Origin of the sequence: Kordia sp. (assembly GCF_022447245.1) — a bacterium.
In the GTDB taxonomy this organism is placed as follows: Bacteria; Bacteroidota; Bacteroidia; order Flavobacteriales; family Flavobacteriaceae; genus Kordia.
The window spans coordinates 1-15,894 of sequence record NZ_JAKVBC010000001.1 but is presented as its reverse complement, the minus strand read 5'-3'; the positions used below and the strand labels follow the sequence as shown (position 1 = coordinate 15,894).

The window sequence follows — 15,894 nt, the reverse complement described above, 5'->3', positions numbered from 1 at the left end:
AAAATGACTAGAAAGCTTAAGAAATCATATCGTTTTGCATTGCGTTCGTCGTTGTATATTACATTGTTTACAACGTCTATCTTAGTTGCCTTACTATTTTTTTTTGAGATTCAGAATTATATAGTAGTTCCAATGCTATTTTTTGCCACAAGTTTTGCATTTTGTTTTTTTATTATTCAGTTTCGAGTAGAACGATTTATCTACAAAAGGGTCAAAAAAATATATGATGATGTAACCTTGTTGGATGTGAGTGACTTTCATAACTATCCAATTACAACAGACATGGCAACTTTGACCAAAGAAATTGAAAAATTTGCTACCAATAAAAAATTAGAAATTGAAACTTTAAAAGTTCGAGAAAATTACCGAAAAGAGTTTATTGGAAACGTTTCACACGAATTAAAAACGCCATTGTTTACGGTGCAAGGCTATATTTTGACCTTGTTAGATGGTGCCATGGAAGACAAAGCAATTCGTAAAAAATACTTGAATCGCGCAGAAAAAGGTGTTGAAAGATTGATCTATATTGTAAAAGATTTGGATATGATTACCAAACTGGAAACAGGTGATTTAAATCTGGATGTAGAGGAATTTGATATTGTTGAACTAGTACAAAATGTACTCGATTTGCTAGAAATGAAAGCGACAAAGAAAGAGATTTCTTTGGCATTTGATATGAATTATACGAAACCAATTATAGTGTCTGCTGATAAAGAACGCATTCAACAAGTATTGACAAATTTAATTGTAAATTCCATCAAATACGGTCGCGAAAAAGGAACCACTGAAATTAGTATCGAAAACCTAATTCGAAATAAAGTAATTGTTCGTGTTACAGATAATGGAGAGGGAATTGAAAAAGAAAACATTCCAAGATTGTTTGAACGTTTTTATCGCGTAGATAAAAGTAGAGCTCGAAAAGAAGGTGGTTCTGGTTTAGGACTTTCTATCGTAAAACATATCATTGAAGCACATAACGAAAAAATATATGTTGAAAGTGAATACGATGTCGGATCAGAGTTTTCATTTACCTTGGAAAAGGTGGAATAGCGCTTTATAATCCTCGTCATAATTAAACTGACTTAATCCTTCAAAATCTTCCACACGAGCTAATTGATGAATCGAAAAATCATCTTGGTTAGCTGTAGGTACAAGTTTGTGTTTTTGTAAACGTTTGGCTAAATACTCTTGTTCAAATTGTCCAGGTGTTGGAATAAAAAAGGCTTTCTTATTCAATTTTGCTAAATCCATCACAGTGGTATAGCCTGAACGCGATAATACAAAAGCACTTTCGTTGAATGCTTTTTCAAGTTCATCGCTTTGCATAAAATTATACACTTCACAATTCAAAAACTGAAAATGTTCTTGTTTTGGTTCAATTTTTCCACGAACAAATAATACTTTTCCATTGAAGTGTTTTACTTCTTCAAATAATTTTTCTTCTAGTATCGTACGTTGTGGTTCAGGACCAGAAAGAATCACCATTAAATCATATACAAGAGGCATTTCTTTCGCTTGTAATCGACTCAGTGGACCAATATATTTTATAGGAAGCGAGCTATTCTTTAAATGGCCTAATTTCCCAGAAAGATTTGGTTTTCCAGCAACATCAGGAACCCAGCATTCGTCGAACTTTTTTATAATAGCTTGATGAATTTTACTGCTGAACCAAGTCGTAGCACCACTTAATACATTCAATTGATGCGTTATAAAAACAGAAGGTACTTTTTTACTGTAAACACCTAAGCGATTGTCAGAAATAATTCCACAAAAATCACGTTGCTTGACCAGCTTCTTGATAATCTTCTTTTCTTCAGCAATAGCTTTTAGCATTTTAGGAGAATCTTTCAGCATTTTCAACTTAAAATTCTTTCCTTTTTTTGCGTATTCAATTTGATAATCAGGTAGTGTAATAGTCTCTAAATCGGGAAACTCTTTTTTTAACAATTGAAGCGCAACTCCATCTGAACCAATGACAGGCGTGAAATTTTCAGCAAGCAAACCTCGTATAATCGGGATGCATCTTGTGGCGTGACCTAAGCCCCAATTTAGTGGAGCAACCAGCACAGTTTTTGAATTCTTCATAAAATCAAAGATAAGAATATAAAAAGGTCTGCAAGATTTCCTTAGTTTTGTCAAAATATTAAGAAACTATTGTGGGAAGTAAAAACAAACTAAAACGCTTTAGAGAAAACGATACATTTTCAAATGTAATACAACCAACACGTGAGGAAATTGTAGCAGAAAAGTTTCCATACAAAGGAAAATGGAACAGTGATTTCTTTAAGAATGATGCGCCAATTGTATTGGAATTAGGTTGTGGAAAAGGTGAATATACTGTGGCTTTGGCTAAAAAATTTCCAAACAAAAATTTTATTGGAATTGATATTAAAGGTGCGCGATTTTGGCGAGGAGCTAAGACCGCTATTGAAGAAGAACTGCCAAATGTAGCTTTTATCCGATCGCAAATAGAATTGATAGAAGGAATGTTTTCAGAAAATGAAGTAGCTGAAATTTGGATTACATTTCCCGATCCGCAAATTAAATACAAGCGTACCAAGCACAGACTTACCAATGAAGCATTTTTGGCACGTTATAAAAACATATTAAATGCAGAAGGTACTGTGCACCTAAAAACGGATAGCGAATTTATGCACGGCTATACTCTAGGACTTTTACATGGCGCAGGACACGAGGTGTTATATGCAAATCATGATGTGTATACAAATGAAGGAAGTCCTGAAGAAGTTACTGATATACAAACATTTTACGAGTCACAATATTTGGAAGTTAACAAAGCAATTACTTATATTCACTTCAAAATCAAGTAATGACGGATCTCATTATTCTCTTTTTTATCACCTTTTCAGCAGCACTTTTAGGTGTAGTGCCTCCAGGTTTAATTAATATTACAGCAGCTAAAATTAGTACGCAAAAAGGGAAAATGAATGGCGTTGTTTTTTCTATTGGAGCTTCTATTGTTGTATTGATTCAGGCAATTATTGCGGTGATGATTTCCAAATATTTATACAATAATCAACAAATTATAGCAGTATTGGAAAAAGCTGCCTTGGTGATTTTTGGACTGTTAGGAATCTACTTTTTTATCATTGCTCAAAAGAAAAAAGAAAAAGAAAAACGAATCCGTATGGTAAAAGTGAGCAAAAAGGGAAGTTTCTTTAAAGGAATTTTCTTGGCGATGCTCAATGTATTACCCATTCCTTATTTTGTAGGATTAAATGCTTTGTGGAGAACTTCTGGTTTGATGGAGTTTACCATTCCTGATATTATTGTATTTGTATTTGGAACAGGATTTGGAACTTTTGCCATGTTGTATATGTATGTTTTTTACTTTAACAAATCGCAATCCAAATCGGGAAGCTTTTCTAAGTATTCAGATCATATTTTAAGCGTGTTAATGTTGATTTTAGTCATCGTAACGCTGTTTCGTATTTTTTACAATAAAGACACTTCCGTATGAAACCAGAAAATCAAAATTTCTTTGAACGTGTATACGAAGTCGCTCGTTTAATTCCTTACGGAAGAGTCACCAGTTATGGAGCCATTGCCAAGTATTTAGGCGCTGCAAGAAGTGCTCGTATGGTTGGTTGGGCAATGAATGGAGCTGGTAAATATGAAGATATTGCCGCACATCGTGTAGTAAATAGAAAAGGTTTGCTCACCGGAAAACATCATTTCCAAGGAACAAATTTGATGCAGCAACTCCTAGAAAGTGAAGGTGTACAAGTTGTTGAAAATCAAATTCAAAATCTTGAAAAATACTTTTGGGATCCTTCTCAAGAGTTGTAAACCTCTCTTTATTTTTTTAATCAAAATCATTCTTAATGAACTCTTTTCTCGTTTAAAGAGCATGAATCTTTTTTCTTTTTTTGAATAGAATAGATTGCTTGTTTAGTAGCTGTTTTTGGTGTTTATTTTTATAAAAATCAAGTTGAATTATATGAAAGTCAGGTGTAATGAGTTGTTGAAGAGTATCCTAGGTTATAGTTTTGATCATCAAATTAATAATTTTTAAATGATCAAATTATGAAGAAAAAGAGATTGACAAGGAAGTTAGCACTTAAAAAAGTTTCGGTAGTAAACTTTAAAAGTATTTAAGGAGGTAACAACACCTCTGTTACCCTAGAAGCTTCGCAAGATACAAGATGTACAGAAACACTTCAAAGAGATTCTTGAGATTGCGATTTGCCGCCAAATACTGAAACCTGTCAATATGGGACAAACGCTATTAATTGTGAAACAACGAATAACTCTGTCTGTTGTGGAACACAACCAACAATTTGTGGCTTGCAAACAGGTTTGCGAACGAATTGTATGCATTAACAAAAAAAGCCTGCAAAAAAGCGGGCTTTCATACAACTTAAAGCTATTTTAAACAATACAATCAGTATCGGCTGATAAATCATCTGTACTGTTACTGTTATGCGATTGATTTTGCAATGTAGTTTTAACAAGTGTCGTATACGAGGAACATAAGTAAGTTACTCCTTGTTAGCCTCCATAAATTTGTTTTGAATTACTAAATGTTACTTCCTTCACTTTTCCTAAACTTAATCTTTTCATTTTTCTCATTTGTGAATTGTTTTAATGTTAAAACGCTAACATAGATTACTTTTCATAAAAAAGAAAAAAGTAGGACTTTAATTTTATGAAAATAAAGTGTCTTTAAGAGTGTTTATTTTGTTGATTATCAATTCTTTTTATGAGGAATGAAGGGTAAATTCCAGTGTGGTTTTTAAATGCTTAGAAAATGACTGCGCTTTTCTAAAACCAGCTTCTTCAGCAATAGATTGCATGGTGAAATAACGTAATTTAGCATCTTTTTGTAAGCGCTCTACAATATTATTAATTCTGTAATATATTCAGTAAATGTTTTCTCTTTATGAGCATTAATAATTTTAGATAAATAACTTGAATTTGTGTTCAGCTTTTTAGCAACACTACCAAGAGTATATTTATTATTCCTAAATAATTTTTTGTTCTCAAAAGCAATAAGCTTATCTAATATCTCTTGTACTTTTTTGTATGAGATAATATGACTTGTAGTTTCGGTTGTTTCAAGTTTAGTTTTAGACTCTAGGTTTTCAACCAACATTTGAAAACGATTTCTATAAATGCGTTGTCTTTTCTGAAGAAGAAAATAATAAGGGACACAATCCCTGGTAATATAAAAATGAGAGAAGCAAGAAACAACGTTTTTTGATCTCGTTCAACTAACTTTTTTTCTAGGTTTTCAATTTTTTGAGTAGCCTCTTGAAGATCAATTTTTTGAAATACTCTATTGGCTAATTTTACTTTTTGATATTCATTTTTCTTATTCGTTTCAGTAAACTGATCAAGTCTAGATTTAGCATTTTTAGGATCGTCTAATTTTAAATAACAATTAGTTAAAATTGATAAAAACTATTGTGTCTCAAAATCTTTGGCATTTGGGAGCGGATTTTTTTCAATAGCAACTAATACATCAATTGCTTCTTGATACTTTTCCTGATGATACAAAGCTCTCCCTTTCAATAATAAGATAAGAGGAATGTATTCTTTTTGATGATTGGAATACGCAACTTTTTCAGCCTGCATTAAATAATCTAATGCGAGTTCATTTTCTTCAAAATTTCTATTAGATCGTGTGTATGCATTTGCCAATCCGCAGAGTAAAACTACTTTTCTTTTTGTGTAACCGTACTTTTCACAAATATCTAAAGCTTGTTCGTATATCTTTACTGCATTTATATAATTGTATTTATAAATACTTATGAGCCCCAAATACTAAAGAGACTTAACAGACGCCATCAAATAAAGTTCTTTTTTTGTTTCCGTATATTCCTTTACATAATACACTTAATTCTTTTTAAAAATCTTCTCAATATCTTCTATCTTAAAGTAATTACCAATATCTAACTTAATGATAGCAATATTATCCTTAATAAAAGCCTGAGAGTTTGTGTCTTTGATCTCATAACTAAATATCTAATGCTTGAGAAAAAGTATTAATAGCTTCTTCATTTAAAACAAGTAAAGATTCAAGATTTCCTTTCATCATTAAATGTTTTATAATAGTTTGAGGTTTGTTATTTCGATAATACGAAATGGTTTTTTTAATGTTTGTATGCGCTAACGCATAGTTTCCCGATTTTTCTTCTACCAAATAACGCGTGTAGTAAGCGTGATTTAAATACTTGTTAGCATCTTCTTCTATTACTTTTTTAAGGTATGCAATGGTATATACTCGTGCTTTGTCCAAATCACTTTTTAAGTGATTTAGAGTTAATTCTTGAAGTACCTTAATTGATTTTGTAGACAGTGAATCTGTTTGAATTGACGAATAATCGTTTGTTTTATTTTGAGAAAAAGAAAAGAAAAGAAAAAGTTAAAAAAAGAGCGTGGTAACAATCTTTATTTGCATTAAATGATTTTAATATTCGCAATAATAATAAATTATTTGGTAAGTATAAGCTTGTCAAATGACAGTATAGACGATTTTGATTTAGGAACTTCATAAACCGAACTTTTCATAGTATCTTTGCAATTTATAATCAATTTACATTATTGATAAAAAATAAGACTTCGTGAAAATACAAAAGAAAGATATAGAAGCAGCATTAAGTACCATTACCGTTCCTGGTGAAGGTGCTAATATGATTGCTAGTGGAGCTGTACGAAATATTATGACATTTGCAGATGAAATTGTAGTAGATATTGTCATAACGAATCCTGCCTTACAAGCTAAGAAAAAAGTGCAAGCAGATATTACGTCTGTAATGCGTGAAAAAGTATATGCGGAGGCAAAGGTGAAAGTGAATATCAAGGTAGAACGACCAGAAAAACCAGAAATTAAAGGGAAACAATTACCAAACATCAAAAATATTATTGCAGTTGCTTCTGGAAAAGGTGGTGTTGGTAAATCTACCGTAACTGCAAACTTAGCGGTGACCTTGGCGGGAATGGGCTTTAAAGTTGGTGTATTAGATGCTGATATTTACGGACCATCGATGCCAATCATGTTTGATGTAGAAGGAGAAAAACCTTTGGCGGTTCGTATAGATGGTGCTTCTAAAATGAAACCTGTTGAAAGTTACGGAGTTAAAATTCTTTCCATCGGATTCTTTACAAAACCAAATCAAGCAGTAGTTTGGCGTGGACCAATGGCAAGCAAAGCCTTAAACCAAATGATCTTTGATGCTGCTTGGGATGAATTGGACTTTTTATTGTTAGACTTACCTCCAGGAACAGGAGACATTCACTTAAGCATTATGCAATCACTACCAATAACTGGTGCAGTTGTAGTAAGTACACCGCAAAATGTAGCATTGGCAGATGCTAAAAAAGGAGTTGCAATGTTTCAACAAGAAAGTATTAACGTTCCTGTATTGGGAATTATAGAAAATATGGCGTATTTTACTCCTGAAGAATTGCCTAATAATAAATATTACATCTTCGGAAAAGAAGGTGCTAAAAACCTAGCAGAAGATATTGAGGTGCCATTCTTAGGAGAAATTCCATTGGTACAAAGCATTCGTGAAGCAGGAGATGTTGGAAGACCAGCAGCAATGCAAACTGCTACATTAATTGAAGCAGCTTTTGAAAAGTTGACACAAAATGTAGTGCAAGAAGTGGTAAACCGTAATGAAAGTTTACCTGCTACGGAAGTTATAAAAATTACAACAATGGCTGGATGTTCAGCCGTGAAAAAATAAATCTAGTAAACAATATACAGATGACAAGCGAAGAAATAAAAAACAACGTAGAAAAGGCATTAGAAGAAATTCGTCCTTTTTTACAAAGTGATGGCGGCGATATCAAACTCGTAGAAATAGAGAATGATACGTTGGTAAAAGTACAACTAGAAGGAGCTTGCGCTGGCTGTAGTGTAAATCAAATGACACTCAAATCTGGTGTTGAAATGACGATTAAGAAACATGTGCCACAAATCGAAAAAGTGATAAGTGTTGACTAAGCGTCAAATTGTTATTAAGAATGAGACACGACTAAAAATATTTCTTACAATACAATTACACAAACAAAATGATTAAGACCGATATACTAATTATTGGAGCTGGTCCTACAGGACTATTTACTGTTTTTGAAGCAGGATTATTAAAATTAAAATGTCACCTCATAGATGCGCTTCCACAACCTGGTGGACAATGTGCAGAAATCTATCCAAAAAAACCAATCTATGATATTCCGGGATATCCAGAAGTATTAGCAGGTGATTTGGTAGACAATTTAATGAAGCAAATTGAACCGTTTGAACCTACATTTACCTTAGGGGAACGCGCTCAAACCATTGAAAAACTAGACGATGGAACCTTCATCGTAACTACAAATAGAGGAACAAAACATCATGCGCCAATAGTTGCCATTGCTGGTGGATTGGGAAGTTTTGAACCGCGAAAACCACCTATTCAAAACTTAGCGAACTACGAAGATAAAGGAGTTGAATACATTATTCGTGATCCTGAAATTTATAGAGATAAGAGAGTAGTAATTGCTGGTGGAGGAGATTCAGCCTTAGATTGGAGTATCTTTTTAACGGATGTTGCTTCAGAAGTGACGTTGGTTCACAGACGTACAGAATTCCGTGGCGCGTTAGATTCTGTTGAAAAAGTACAGGAGCTTAAAAATCTTGGAAAAATCAATCTAATTACACCTGCTGAAATTACAGCAATTCATGGAGAAAATCATGTCACTGGTGTTGAGGTAACCAAAAAAGGAGAAGAATCGTTTACGTTGGAAACAGATCATTTCATTCCATTATTCGGATTGGCACCAAAACTTGGTCCAATTGCCGATTGGGGATTAGAAATTGAGAAGAACGCTATAAAAGTAGATAATACGCTAGACTATCAAACCAATATTCCAGGGATTTATGCTATTGGTGACGTAAATACCTATCCAGGAAAGTTAAAATTGATTCTTTGTGGATTCCATGAAGCTACCTTAATGTGTCAAAGTGCGTATCAACGTATCTATCCAGATAAAAAGTTTGTGCTTAAATACACAACGGTAAGTGGAATTAATGGTTTTGATGGATCACGTAAAGAAGCCCCAAAAGCAGTAGTAAAGGCAATTAATTAAACTTTAAAACATTACAGAGAGATTTTGTGAAAATCACGTCAATCTCTTTATCAGTAGTAGATTATTTAATTATTTTTGAACTGAAAATCGATACATAAAGTCTCATAGGTTAAAATCATGTCAGCAGACATCAGCATAAAAATAAAAGATCGAGAAGGCGTTACTCACGAAATAGTAGCGCCTACCGACATGGCAATGAACTTAATGGAAGTAGTACGTTCGTACGAATTAGCGCCAGAGGGAACTATTGGAATTTGTGGTGGAATGGCGATGTGTGCTTCTTGCCAATGTTATGTACACTCTGATCATGAATTGCCAGAAATGAGCGTTGATGAAGACATGATGCTTGCAGAGGCATTTTATGTAGAAGACAACAGCCGTTTAGGTTGTCAAATTCAAATGACTCCAGAATTGGAAGGTTTGGAAGTGGAATTGGCTCCTGAGAGTTGATTTAGCTATTACAATTGTAAAAATTATGATTCGTCTCTACGAGTGATAGCGTGGTAACCTGTTTATTTTAAAATGTACTCATTCATTAAAGTGTAGAATTACGTCACTACGTTCGCAATGACGAATTATTAAAACATTGCTACATTTTCAAATTATCAAATCGCTTCATTGTCAAATTAAAAAAAAACTTCACTTCGAGTGAAATTTTAGTGTAAAATTTTGTGTTGAGAAGCGCTTGGAAGTAGAAAATAAAAATCTAAGCAAGTCCAACAAACTAATACACATACACCTTAGAATACTCAGAAACGAAACAATCATTACAATCGCCACTAAGGAATAAATTGCCATCATGCAACTCAATAATGCTTTTAAATCCGCTATCTTCAATCAGTAATTCGTGTTCGCCGCTAAGAATAGTAGATTCTCCTGTTTCTATAGTATAATTAGTTTCTGAAACCAATTCGTTATTTACATAGCGTTTAATGGTAGTTGCAGAAATTTGAAGTTGTTGCGTATTTCCAGTAGATTCTGGCGTATTCGTCCAGCCGCCAATTCCTCCAGAAGATTGAATCCAGCTCCTATTTCCAATAATCCTTGGCTCTGTAACAGCTGTTTGATCATCATCGTTTGAGCAACTTAAAAGTGTGAATCCGATAAAGAAGTAAAAAATATATTTTTATCATGGTATTGATTATTATGTCTGTAAGATGAACGACATATACAATAGTTGCGTCTATAAATGTTAAAAAATTGAGTATTTCTCAAACAAAAGGCAAGTAAATAGCCGAATCAACAAAAAGGCAAATCAAGCGTAAAAACCTGTAACATTTTACCTGTAAATACGTCTAAATTGTACTGTTTCAAATAGAAAAAATAATAGCACCATAAAGCTTTCAAAATAGCTTTCATAGCTGCACAACCAAGGATTTCGTATCTTTGTAAATCAAATAGTTTCGATCATGGACAAGAAACATACACAAAACGATATACATTTACCGCTACAACTCTTGATCAGTTTTGATCAAGTAATGTCTTTTTATGATAAATATGTAGAAGATGAAAATCATCCGTATCATAAATCAGCGGTCGGAATAGTTGAATATTTAGACAATTATCCTGAGTTGAGAGAAGGAATCAAAGATTTCTCTAGACTTGAACAATATAAAGATCAAATTCATTTGATAATGGATGGTTTGTTCCCACAAATTCTTACGGATAATGAAATCAAAGTGGCAACGATTCCATTCTCGTTTCAATCTTTTTATTATACAAACAGACTGAAAACGATTTTAAAAAATGCAGGAGATGATTATGACTTTACAGCTAGAAACTTAGCTGAAAAGGAAATGTATTTGCATGCCTGTGTTTTGATTTTGAATGTATGTTATGGTCATAAAGTTGATTTAAAACGCCCATTTTATTTCGACATTCCTGATGTGAATTTAGGGATAACAAAACATTACCGAGTTGCGTTTAATGGAGATTTCTGTCAAGTAATTCCAACAGAAAACGCACCAAAAATCACTGATGAAGATGTACAAGTATTGCTTGATAATTATGACAATATTGATGTTTGGAAAGAAAAATTTCCATTAGATAGTTATATCTTCAAAGGATTCGGAATCATGAATTTATTTGATGTTACGTTTGATGAAACACTTTCTTCTATTCGTGCCAATTTGTTACGTAGTGATGACAATCTGTTAGAAGATGTACGTCAGAATTTGCGTGAATTTTTCAATATAAAAGATTTAGAATTAGGATATTCTGTATACATTAATGGAACCAAAGGAGGAAAAAATATTACGCGAATCAAAAAGTCTGAAAGCTTAATTTTCAATAAAGACAAAGAGATTTCATGTAGTACATTTTTCTGTGACGGGATTGCTCAAAGAGTATTTCACAACAGAGAAACCATGGCTATTTCGGATGTGGATGTATACGGTGAACGAACGCATCAAAACGAATTCTACAAGCGTTTAAAAGCAATAAACATACGTAGTATTATCTTAATTCCAATTAATGCGAGAGATAACGGAGATTTGGCAATATTAGAAATTGCATCACCAAGACCATATGAGCTCAATTCTGTAAATCAGCAAAAGTTACGAGATATTATTCCAGTATTTGAAGCGGCAGTAACTCGTGAATCAGAATCGTTTCAAAATATATTAGAAGCTACTATTCAAGAACATTACACATCGATTCATCCATCAGTAAAATGGCGTTTTTATGAAGCTGCCGAAAAATATCAAGCTGCGTTGACTGAAAATGTAGAAAATCCTGTGGTAGAAGATATCATTTTTGATGAAGTGCATCCATTGTTTGGACAAAGCGACATTAAAGGTTCATCTATCGCAAGAAATACGGCAATTCAAGAAGATTTAACGCTTCAATTAGAGTTGGCTATTAATGTACTAAAAGGCGCGTTAGAAAAGGCAAACTTGCCAATTTATGAAGAGTTAGCATTTAGAATTAGTGAGTATTTAGACAGCACAAAAGAAGGTTTGAATGCGGGAGATGAATTGGGGATTTTAGAATTCTTAAAGAAAGATATTTATCCAGTTTTTAGACATTTAAAAGATACAGACGAAGATATAGCAAAGCTAGTAAATACCTACATGGATCGTTTGGATGACAATCTAAAAGTAGTGTACGAAAAGCGAAAAGCCTATGAGAATAGCGTTACGATTTTAAATAATAAACTGGCAAATTACATAGACAAAAAGCAGGAAGAAGCGCAAAAAATGTTTCCACATTATTTTGAACGTTACAAAACTGACGGAGTTGAGTACAATATGTATATTGGGCAATCGTTAGTGCGCGACAAAACTTTCCACTCATTGTATTTATATAATTTACGTTTGTGGCAGTTGCAAAATATGTATGAAATGGAGCAAGTAGCGCACAATGCGCGCAAAGAAATGGATCATGACTTACAAGTAGCTTCATTAATCTTAGTACACAGCAATCCGTTAGCGATTAAATTCCGTATGGACGAAAAGCAGTTTGATGTAGATGGCGCTTATAATATTCGCTATGAAATCATTAAAAAACGTATTGATAAAGCCAATATCAAAAATACAACGGAACGTTTAACAGTTCCAGGAAAAATTGCTATTGTATACTCGCAAGATAAAGATGCACGTGAATACATTAAGTATATTAAATACATGCAGTCTAAAAACTATTTTGGTAAGCTTGAAAAGCTAGAATTGGAAGATTTGCAAGGTGTTTCTGGTTTGCGAGCGTTACGTGTAGAAGTTATATACCAAGACGATTTTTGTGACAAATCATCCATCACTATTGATGAATTAATGGAAGAATTCAAGTAAAAATTCTTTCTTTTTTTATCATTTTTTTCAAATTTTAGATAAGTTTTAAATATGATTGACTAAATTTTATCGCCTGCATGAATCATTGTACTGTTATTACTGATCCAGATCAAATCTCTCGGGTGTTTCAAGTTTTCTTTGATTATGTTAGAGTTTTGGTAGATATACCTAAAAGTGATCGTGAATATTGTCGTCAATTATTTGAACCTGTTTTTGTTAGAAAGAATACCATTCTGTAATCGGAAAGCCCCATACATAAATACCATAACTTTATTGTTTCTCGACATATGCGTAATTTCCATCATACTGAAAATGGAAAAGAAGTTACTACAGAAATTAGTGATGAAATGCGTTTTTTTACCTCGTATAATCATTTCATTTCTCAAACAGTCTCTAATGAAAAATTGCAATGCGTTACTGATTGTGAATTACTTCGAATTACCAGAAAAAATGTTGAAAAAGCTGCCGCTATTGGTTTAACATCTCAAGAATATACAAAAAAAGCTCTTCAATATTATTTACACGTAAGTAAACAAAGAATGGTTGATCCTACAACATTATCAGAAAAAGAATGCTATTTAAAACTCATGAAATTTAGTCCTTCAATCATTCACGATATTCCTTTGGTTTACACAGCTTCTTATTTAGGGTTGAATGCTGGAAGTGTGAGTAGAATTCGTCAAGAAGTATCATAAGTAGTATTCCCCTTGTTTTAAGTTCTTCACAAATGTGAAGTTTAAACTGCTTTAAAATTCCAATCTTTAACTTTTTAAAGCATCTTATTATGAAAGTCGTACAACATCTCTTTACTCCATCTTAAAAATATCAAGGAATTTGGGCTATCAAAATATATGTGATGAAATTATTTTTTGCAATGGTGTTTGTATTAGCAGGCAAAGACGCATGGATAGAATTGATTTGACATGAAGGTCCTTGGAATCCTGAAATTGCAGTTGCTTGGTGTGTCATAGCAGCGTATACAACCTTATCAGGCTTGGGAATTATTCATACGCTCAAAATATTGCCTATAATGCTCTTTATGTTTTTATACGAAGGATTATGGTTATGTTTTGTTGCGTATCCAATGTGGAAAAACGGTACACTTGAAGGAAGTGAAGCCGCCGATTGGCCACAAATCTTTATGTTAATTATTGTGCCAATGATTTTTATGCCATGGGAATACGTATATAAAACCAATATTTTAGGAAGAAATTGAACAATTTGAATCGAGCTTTTTCATTTCTCAAAAAGAACATAGAATTATCAAATTATTATATTTTTAAAATAGAAACATTCGTACATTAATAAAGTAATGCGGTAGTAGTCTCATGAACTTTTCTGCCAGCTTCTGGATCTCTTGTATAAAAAGCAATTACGAATGATAATACACTAACTACAATACCAACCATAAAAACGGTATAAGTAGTTCGTAACAAACTATATTTTCTATTCAATACCAATCCTAAAAAGTATAAATCTTTGGTAAGTGAACCGTATAAATAATCGCGATCTTTCATCATTTCATTCATTCCCCATTCAAAATCATCTAATTTCATGTGATGGAAATTTCCAAAGAATAATAAATTCACTTTCTTATTAGCCACATCTTCTTTGCTAAACTTTCCTTGTGTTACATTTGGTCGTGTTGCCAAAATAGAAAGTACCATAGAAATCACCGTAAAAGTGGCGAAGATAATAGTTGGGTAAATTAAATAGTCATTTGAAGGATTGTCAAGTTTAGATACCAAATTTGATAATACCATAGAAATAATAATGGCATTTACCGATAATAGTATGTTTGCCTTGGTATCTGCAATATCACTTAAGGTGATGTGATTTCGCAACGCAACGCGAAACATGGTTTCAATTCCACGTTCTGGCAATTCTATTTTCTCTTGTTTAAATTTTAACTCTGCTTTTTTCTGCTTTAATTTAGAACCTTCTAACTCAATCTTCTTTTTATCTTTTAAAAGCTTCGCTAAATTTTTCCCTTTTTGTTTCTCCCAATTTTTGGAAGCAAATGTTGTATGGAATTTATGCGAGTGTGTTAAAAACTCAATATTCTCACTAAGCCATTCGCTCTCCGTTAAAACTCGATCTTTAGTAAGTTCCCATTCTTTGCGAAGTAACTCTGTTAAATCGCTAAAGTTTTTACTTCCAATATGTGAACAATCTGCATCACAAATTACTTTTTCAAGTTGTGTTTGTGGTTTGTGTCCGATTTTTGTGGCCATAATTAATTGGCTAACAGCTGTAATGGTTTCTTCAGTAGCCGAATGCATTTTTAAGAAATCTGTGGCAATAGCAACACCTTTATCTTCATGATCGTCCATGCTTTTTGTATATCCTGTATCGTGAAACCAAGCTGCTAATATTAACTGCTCTTTCTCGATCTCAGAAAGCGATAAGCCTTCACTAATTTCTTCTGTTTTTGAAACGACACGTTTGGTGTGTGATAAATTATGATACACAAATTTGCTATCTAAATTCGTGTTTAAAAAGTCAATAACAAACTTCTCAGCTTCAATAATAAGAGTATCCATAAAGATTTCTTTAATTTGAGTAAAAATACTAAACTTTAATTAATGTTTACCAAAGATGGGTAAAACGTAAGATTTAGTCATATATTTTCAGAACCTTTCATAAGATTTTGTTAAAAATTTAAATGTAAAATTATTGTAAATTACTGAAATCGCAATTGGATATATATAAGAAAAAGTGCAATAAGAATAGTTTTATCTATCATACTTTTAATCAAAAACTAAATACCTTTGCTTAGTTTCACAACTTACTTTTACATAAGAACAAAGGAATAACGATATATTTTTAAAGAATGAATTTTAAGTTTCAAGGATTTATAGAACAAAGTGTTTTTATACTAACTAATTCTAGTGAGGGGAACTTTACTAGCTCTTTAAATAAAGATAACTATAAACCTGTTGAGCATTTTGATTTGAAAAGAAAAAATTGTTCATCTTACTGATAACCAGTAATTTGTTTTAGCTATAAA

The 15,894-nt window shown here is 32.5% G+C and carries 17 protein-coding genes; 11 read left to right on the top strand and 6 right to left on the bottom strand.

Features of this window, described 5'->3' with window-relative positions:
- The first annotated feature begins 3 nt into the window (after positions 1-3).
- On the top strand, positions 4-1,050 hold the full coding sequence (locus MK119_RS00085; protein ID WP_290669199.1) for an ATP-binding protein: 1,047 nt from the start codon (positions 4-6) through the stop codon (positions 1,048-1,050).
- Here the strand turns inward: MK119_RS00085 and MK119_RS00080 are convergent.
- On the bottom strand, positions 1,024-2,085 hold the full coding sequence (locus MK119_RS00080) for a glycosyltransferase (protein WP_290669196.1): 1,062 nt from the start codon (positions 2,083-2,085) through the stop codon (positions 1,024-1,026). The genes MK119_RS00085 and MK119_RS00080 overlap by 27 nt on opposite strands.
- Positions 2,086-2,156: 71 nt before the next feature.
- Here MK119_RS00080 and trmB point away from each other — a divergent pair, with 71 nt between their 5' ends.
- From trmB to MK119_RS00065, 3 genes are read left to right on the top strand one after another with little or no spacing between them, the layout of a single operon-like run.
- The gene (gene trmB / locus MK119_RS00075; RefSeq protein ID WP_290669193.1) at positions 2,157-2,831 is read left to right on the top strand and encodes a tRNA (guanosine(46)-N7)-methyltransferase TrmB; all 675 of its coding nucleotides are present in this window, start codon (positions 2,157-2,159) and stop codon (positions 2,829-2,831) included.
- Positions 2,831-3,481 (top strand): lysine transporter LysE, encoded by a 651-nt coding sequence (locus MK119_RS00070; protein ID WP_290669190.1) that lies wholly within the window; start codon positions 2,831-2,833, stop codon positions 3,479-3,481. The genes trmB and MK119_RS00070 overlap by 1 nt, the downstream gene beginning before the upstream one ends.
- Positions 3,478-3,810, top strand: a complete 333-nt coding sequence (locus MK119_RS00065; protein ID WP_290669187.1) for an MGMT family protein — start codon at positions 3,478-3,480, stop codon at positions 3,808-3,810. The genes MK119_RS00070 and MK119_RS00065 overlap by 4 nt, the downstream gene beginning before the upstream one ends.
- 1,045 nt (positions 3,811-4,855) lie before the next feature.
- On the opposite strand, the gene MK119_RS00060 is transcribed toward MK119_RS00065, so the two are convergent.
- The 3 genes from MK119_RS00060 to MK119_RS00050 form a co-directional block, all read right to left on the bottom strand.
- Positions 4,856-5,116, bottom strand: coding sequence for a hypothetical protein (locus MK119_RS00060; RefSeq protein WP_290669184.1), 261 nt, complete (start codon positions 5,114-5,116; stop codon positions 4,856-4,858).
- 308 nt (positions 5,117-5,424) lie between these two features.
- A complete protein-coding gene (locus MK119_RS00055; protein WP_290669182.1) occupies positions 5,425-5,784 on the bottom strand; it encodes a hypothetical protein in 360 nt (119 codons plus the stop codon).
- A 196-nt stretch (positions 5,785-5,980) separates the two neighbouring features.
- A complete protein-coding gene (locus MK119_RS00050; RefSeq protein ID WP_290669178.1) occupies positions 5,981-6,262 on the bottom strand; it encodes a hypothetical protein in 282 nt (93 codons plus the stop codon).
- A gap of 325 nt (positions 6,263-6,587) precedes the next feature.
- On the opposite strand from MK119_RS00050, the gene MK119_RS00045 reads away from it, so the two are divergent.
- From MK119_RS00045 to MK119_RS00030, 4 genes are all read left to right on the top strand, one after another.
- On the top strand, positions 6,588-7,715 hold the full coding sequence (locus MK119_RS00045; RefSeq protein WP_290669174.1) for an Mrp/NBP35 family ATP-binding protein: 1,128 nt from the start codon (positions 6,588-6,590) through the stop codon (positions 7,713-7,715).
- 20 nt (positions 7,716-7,735) lie between these two features.
- A complete protein-coding gene (locus tag MK119_RS00040; protein ID WP_290669172.1) occupies positions 7,736-7,975 on the top strand; it encodes a NifU family protein in 240 nt (79 codons plus the stop codon).
- 68 nt (positions 7,976-8,043) lie between these two features.
- Positions 8,044-9,099, top strand: coding sequence for an NAD(P)/FAD-dependent oxidoreductase (locus MK119_RS00035; protein WP_290669169.1), 1,056 nt, complete (start codon positions 8,044-8,046; stop codon positions 9,097-9,099).
- 117 nt (positions 9,100-9,216) lie between these two features.
- Positions 9,217-9,549 carry a 2Fe-2S iron-sulfur cluster-binding protein gene (locus MK119_RS00030; RefSeq protein ID WP_290669166.1) on the top strand — a complete coding sequence of 111 codons (333 nt, stop codon included), beginning with the start codon at positions 9,217-9,219 and terminating at the stop codon, positions 9,547-9,549.
- 274 nt (positions 9,550-9,823) lie between these two features.
- Here the strand turns inward: MK119_RS00030 and MK119_RS00025 are convergent, their stop codons facing one another.
- Complete coding sequence (locus MK119_RS00025) at positions 9,824-10,009, bottom strand: hypothetical protein (RefSeq protein ID WP_290669163.1); 186 nt, start codon at positions 10,007-10,009, stop codon at positions 9,824-9,826.
- Between the two features lie 499 nt (positions 10,010-10,508).
- On the opposite strand from MK119_RS00025, the gene MK119_RS00020 reads away from it, so the two are divergent.
- From MK119_RS00020 to MK119_RS00010, 3 genes are all read left to right on the top strand, one after another.
- The gene (locus MK119_RS00020) at positions 10,509-12,884 is read left to right on the top strand and encodes a GAF domain-containing protein (protein ID WP_290669160.1); all 2,376 of its coding nucleotides are present in this window, start codon (positions 10,509-10,511) and stop codon (positions 12,882-12,884) included.
- A gap of 287 nt (positions 12,885-13,171) precedes the next feature.
- A complete protein-coding gene (locus MK119_RS00015) occupies positions 13,172-13,579 on the top strand; it encodes a Crp/Fnr family transcriptional regulator (RefSeq protein WP_290669157.1) in 408 nt (135 codons plus the stop codon).
- 344 nt (positions 13,580-13,923) lie between these two features.
- Positions 13,924-14,100: a hypothetical protein gene (locus tag MK119_RS00010; RefSeq protein WP_290669154.1), complete on the top strand. Its 177-nt coding sequence runs from the start codon at positions 13,924-13,926 to the stop codon at positions 14,098-14,100.
- A gap of 85 nt (positions 14,101-14,185) precedes the next feature.
- Here MK119_RS00010 and MK119_RS00005 read toward each other — a convergent pair whose 3' ends face one another.
- A complete protein-coding gene (locus MK119_RS00005) occupies positions 14,186-15,427 on the bottom strand; it encodes a Pycsar system effector family protein (RefSeq protein ID WP_290669151.1) in 1,242 nt (413 codons plus the stop codon).
- Positions 15,428-15,894: the final 467 nt, after the last annotated feature.

Coding starts and splice junctions, on each gene's coding strand:
- MK119_RS00085 (WP_290669199.1), top strand. CDS start 4: ATGACTAGAAAGCTTAAGAAATCATATCGTTTTGCATTGCGTTCGTCG.
- MK119_RS00080 (WP_290669196.1), bottom strand. CDS start 2,085: ATGAAGAATTCAAAAACTGTGCTGGTTGCTCCACTAAATTGGGGCTTA.
- MK119_RS00070 (WP_290669190.1), top strand. CDS start 2,831: ATGACGGATCTCATTATTCTCTTTTTTATCACCTTTTCAGCAGCACTT.
- MK119_RS00065 (WP_290669187.1), top strand. CDS start 3,478: ATGAAACCAGAAAATCAAAATTTCTTTGAACGTGTATACGAAGTCGCT.
- MK119_RS00060 (WP_290669184.1), bottom strand. CDS start 5,116: ATGTTGGTTGAAAACCTAGAGTCTAAAACTAAACTTGAAACAACCGAA.
- MK119_RS00040 (WP_290669172.1), top strand. CDS start 7,736: ATGACAAGCGAAGAAATAAAAAACAACGTAGAAAAGGCATTAGAAGAA.
- MK119_RS00035 (WP_290669169.1), top strand. CDS start 8,044: ATGATTAAGACCGATATACTAATTATTGGAGCTGGTCCTACAGGACTA.
- MK119_RS00030 (WP_290669166.1), top strand. CDS start 9,217: ATGTCAGCAGACATCAGCATAAAAATAAAAGATCGAGAAGGCGTTACT.
- MK119_RS00020 (WP_290669160.1), top strand. CDS start 10,509: ATGGACAAGAAACATACACAAAACGATATACATTTACCGCTACAACTC.
- MK119_RS00015 (WP_290669157.1), top strand. CDS start 13,172: ATGCGTAATTTCCATCATACTGAAAATGGAAAAGAAGTTACTACAGAA.
- MK119_RS00010 (WP_290669154.1), top strand. CDS start 13,924: ATGTTTTTATACGAAGGATTATGGTTATGTTTTGTTGCGTATCCAATG.
- MK119_RS00005 (WP_290669151.1), bottom strand. CDS start 15,427: ATGGATACTCTTATTATTGAAGCTGAGAAGTTTGTTATTGACTTTTTA.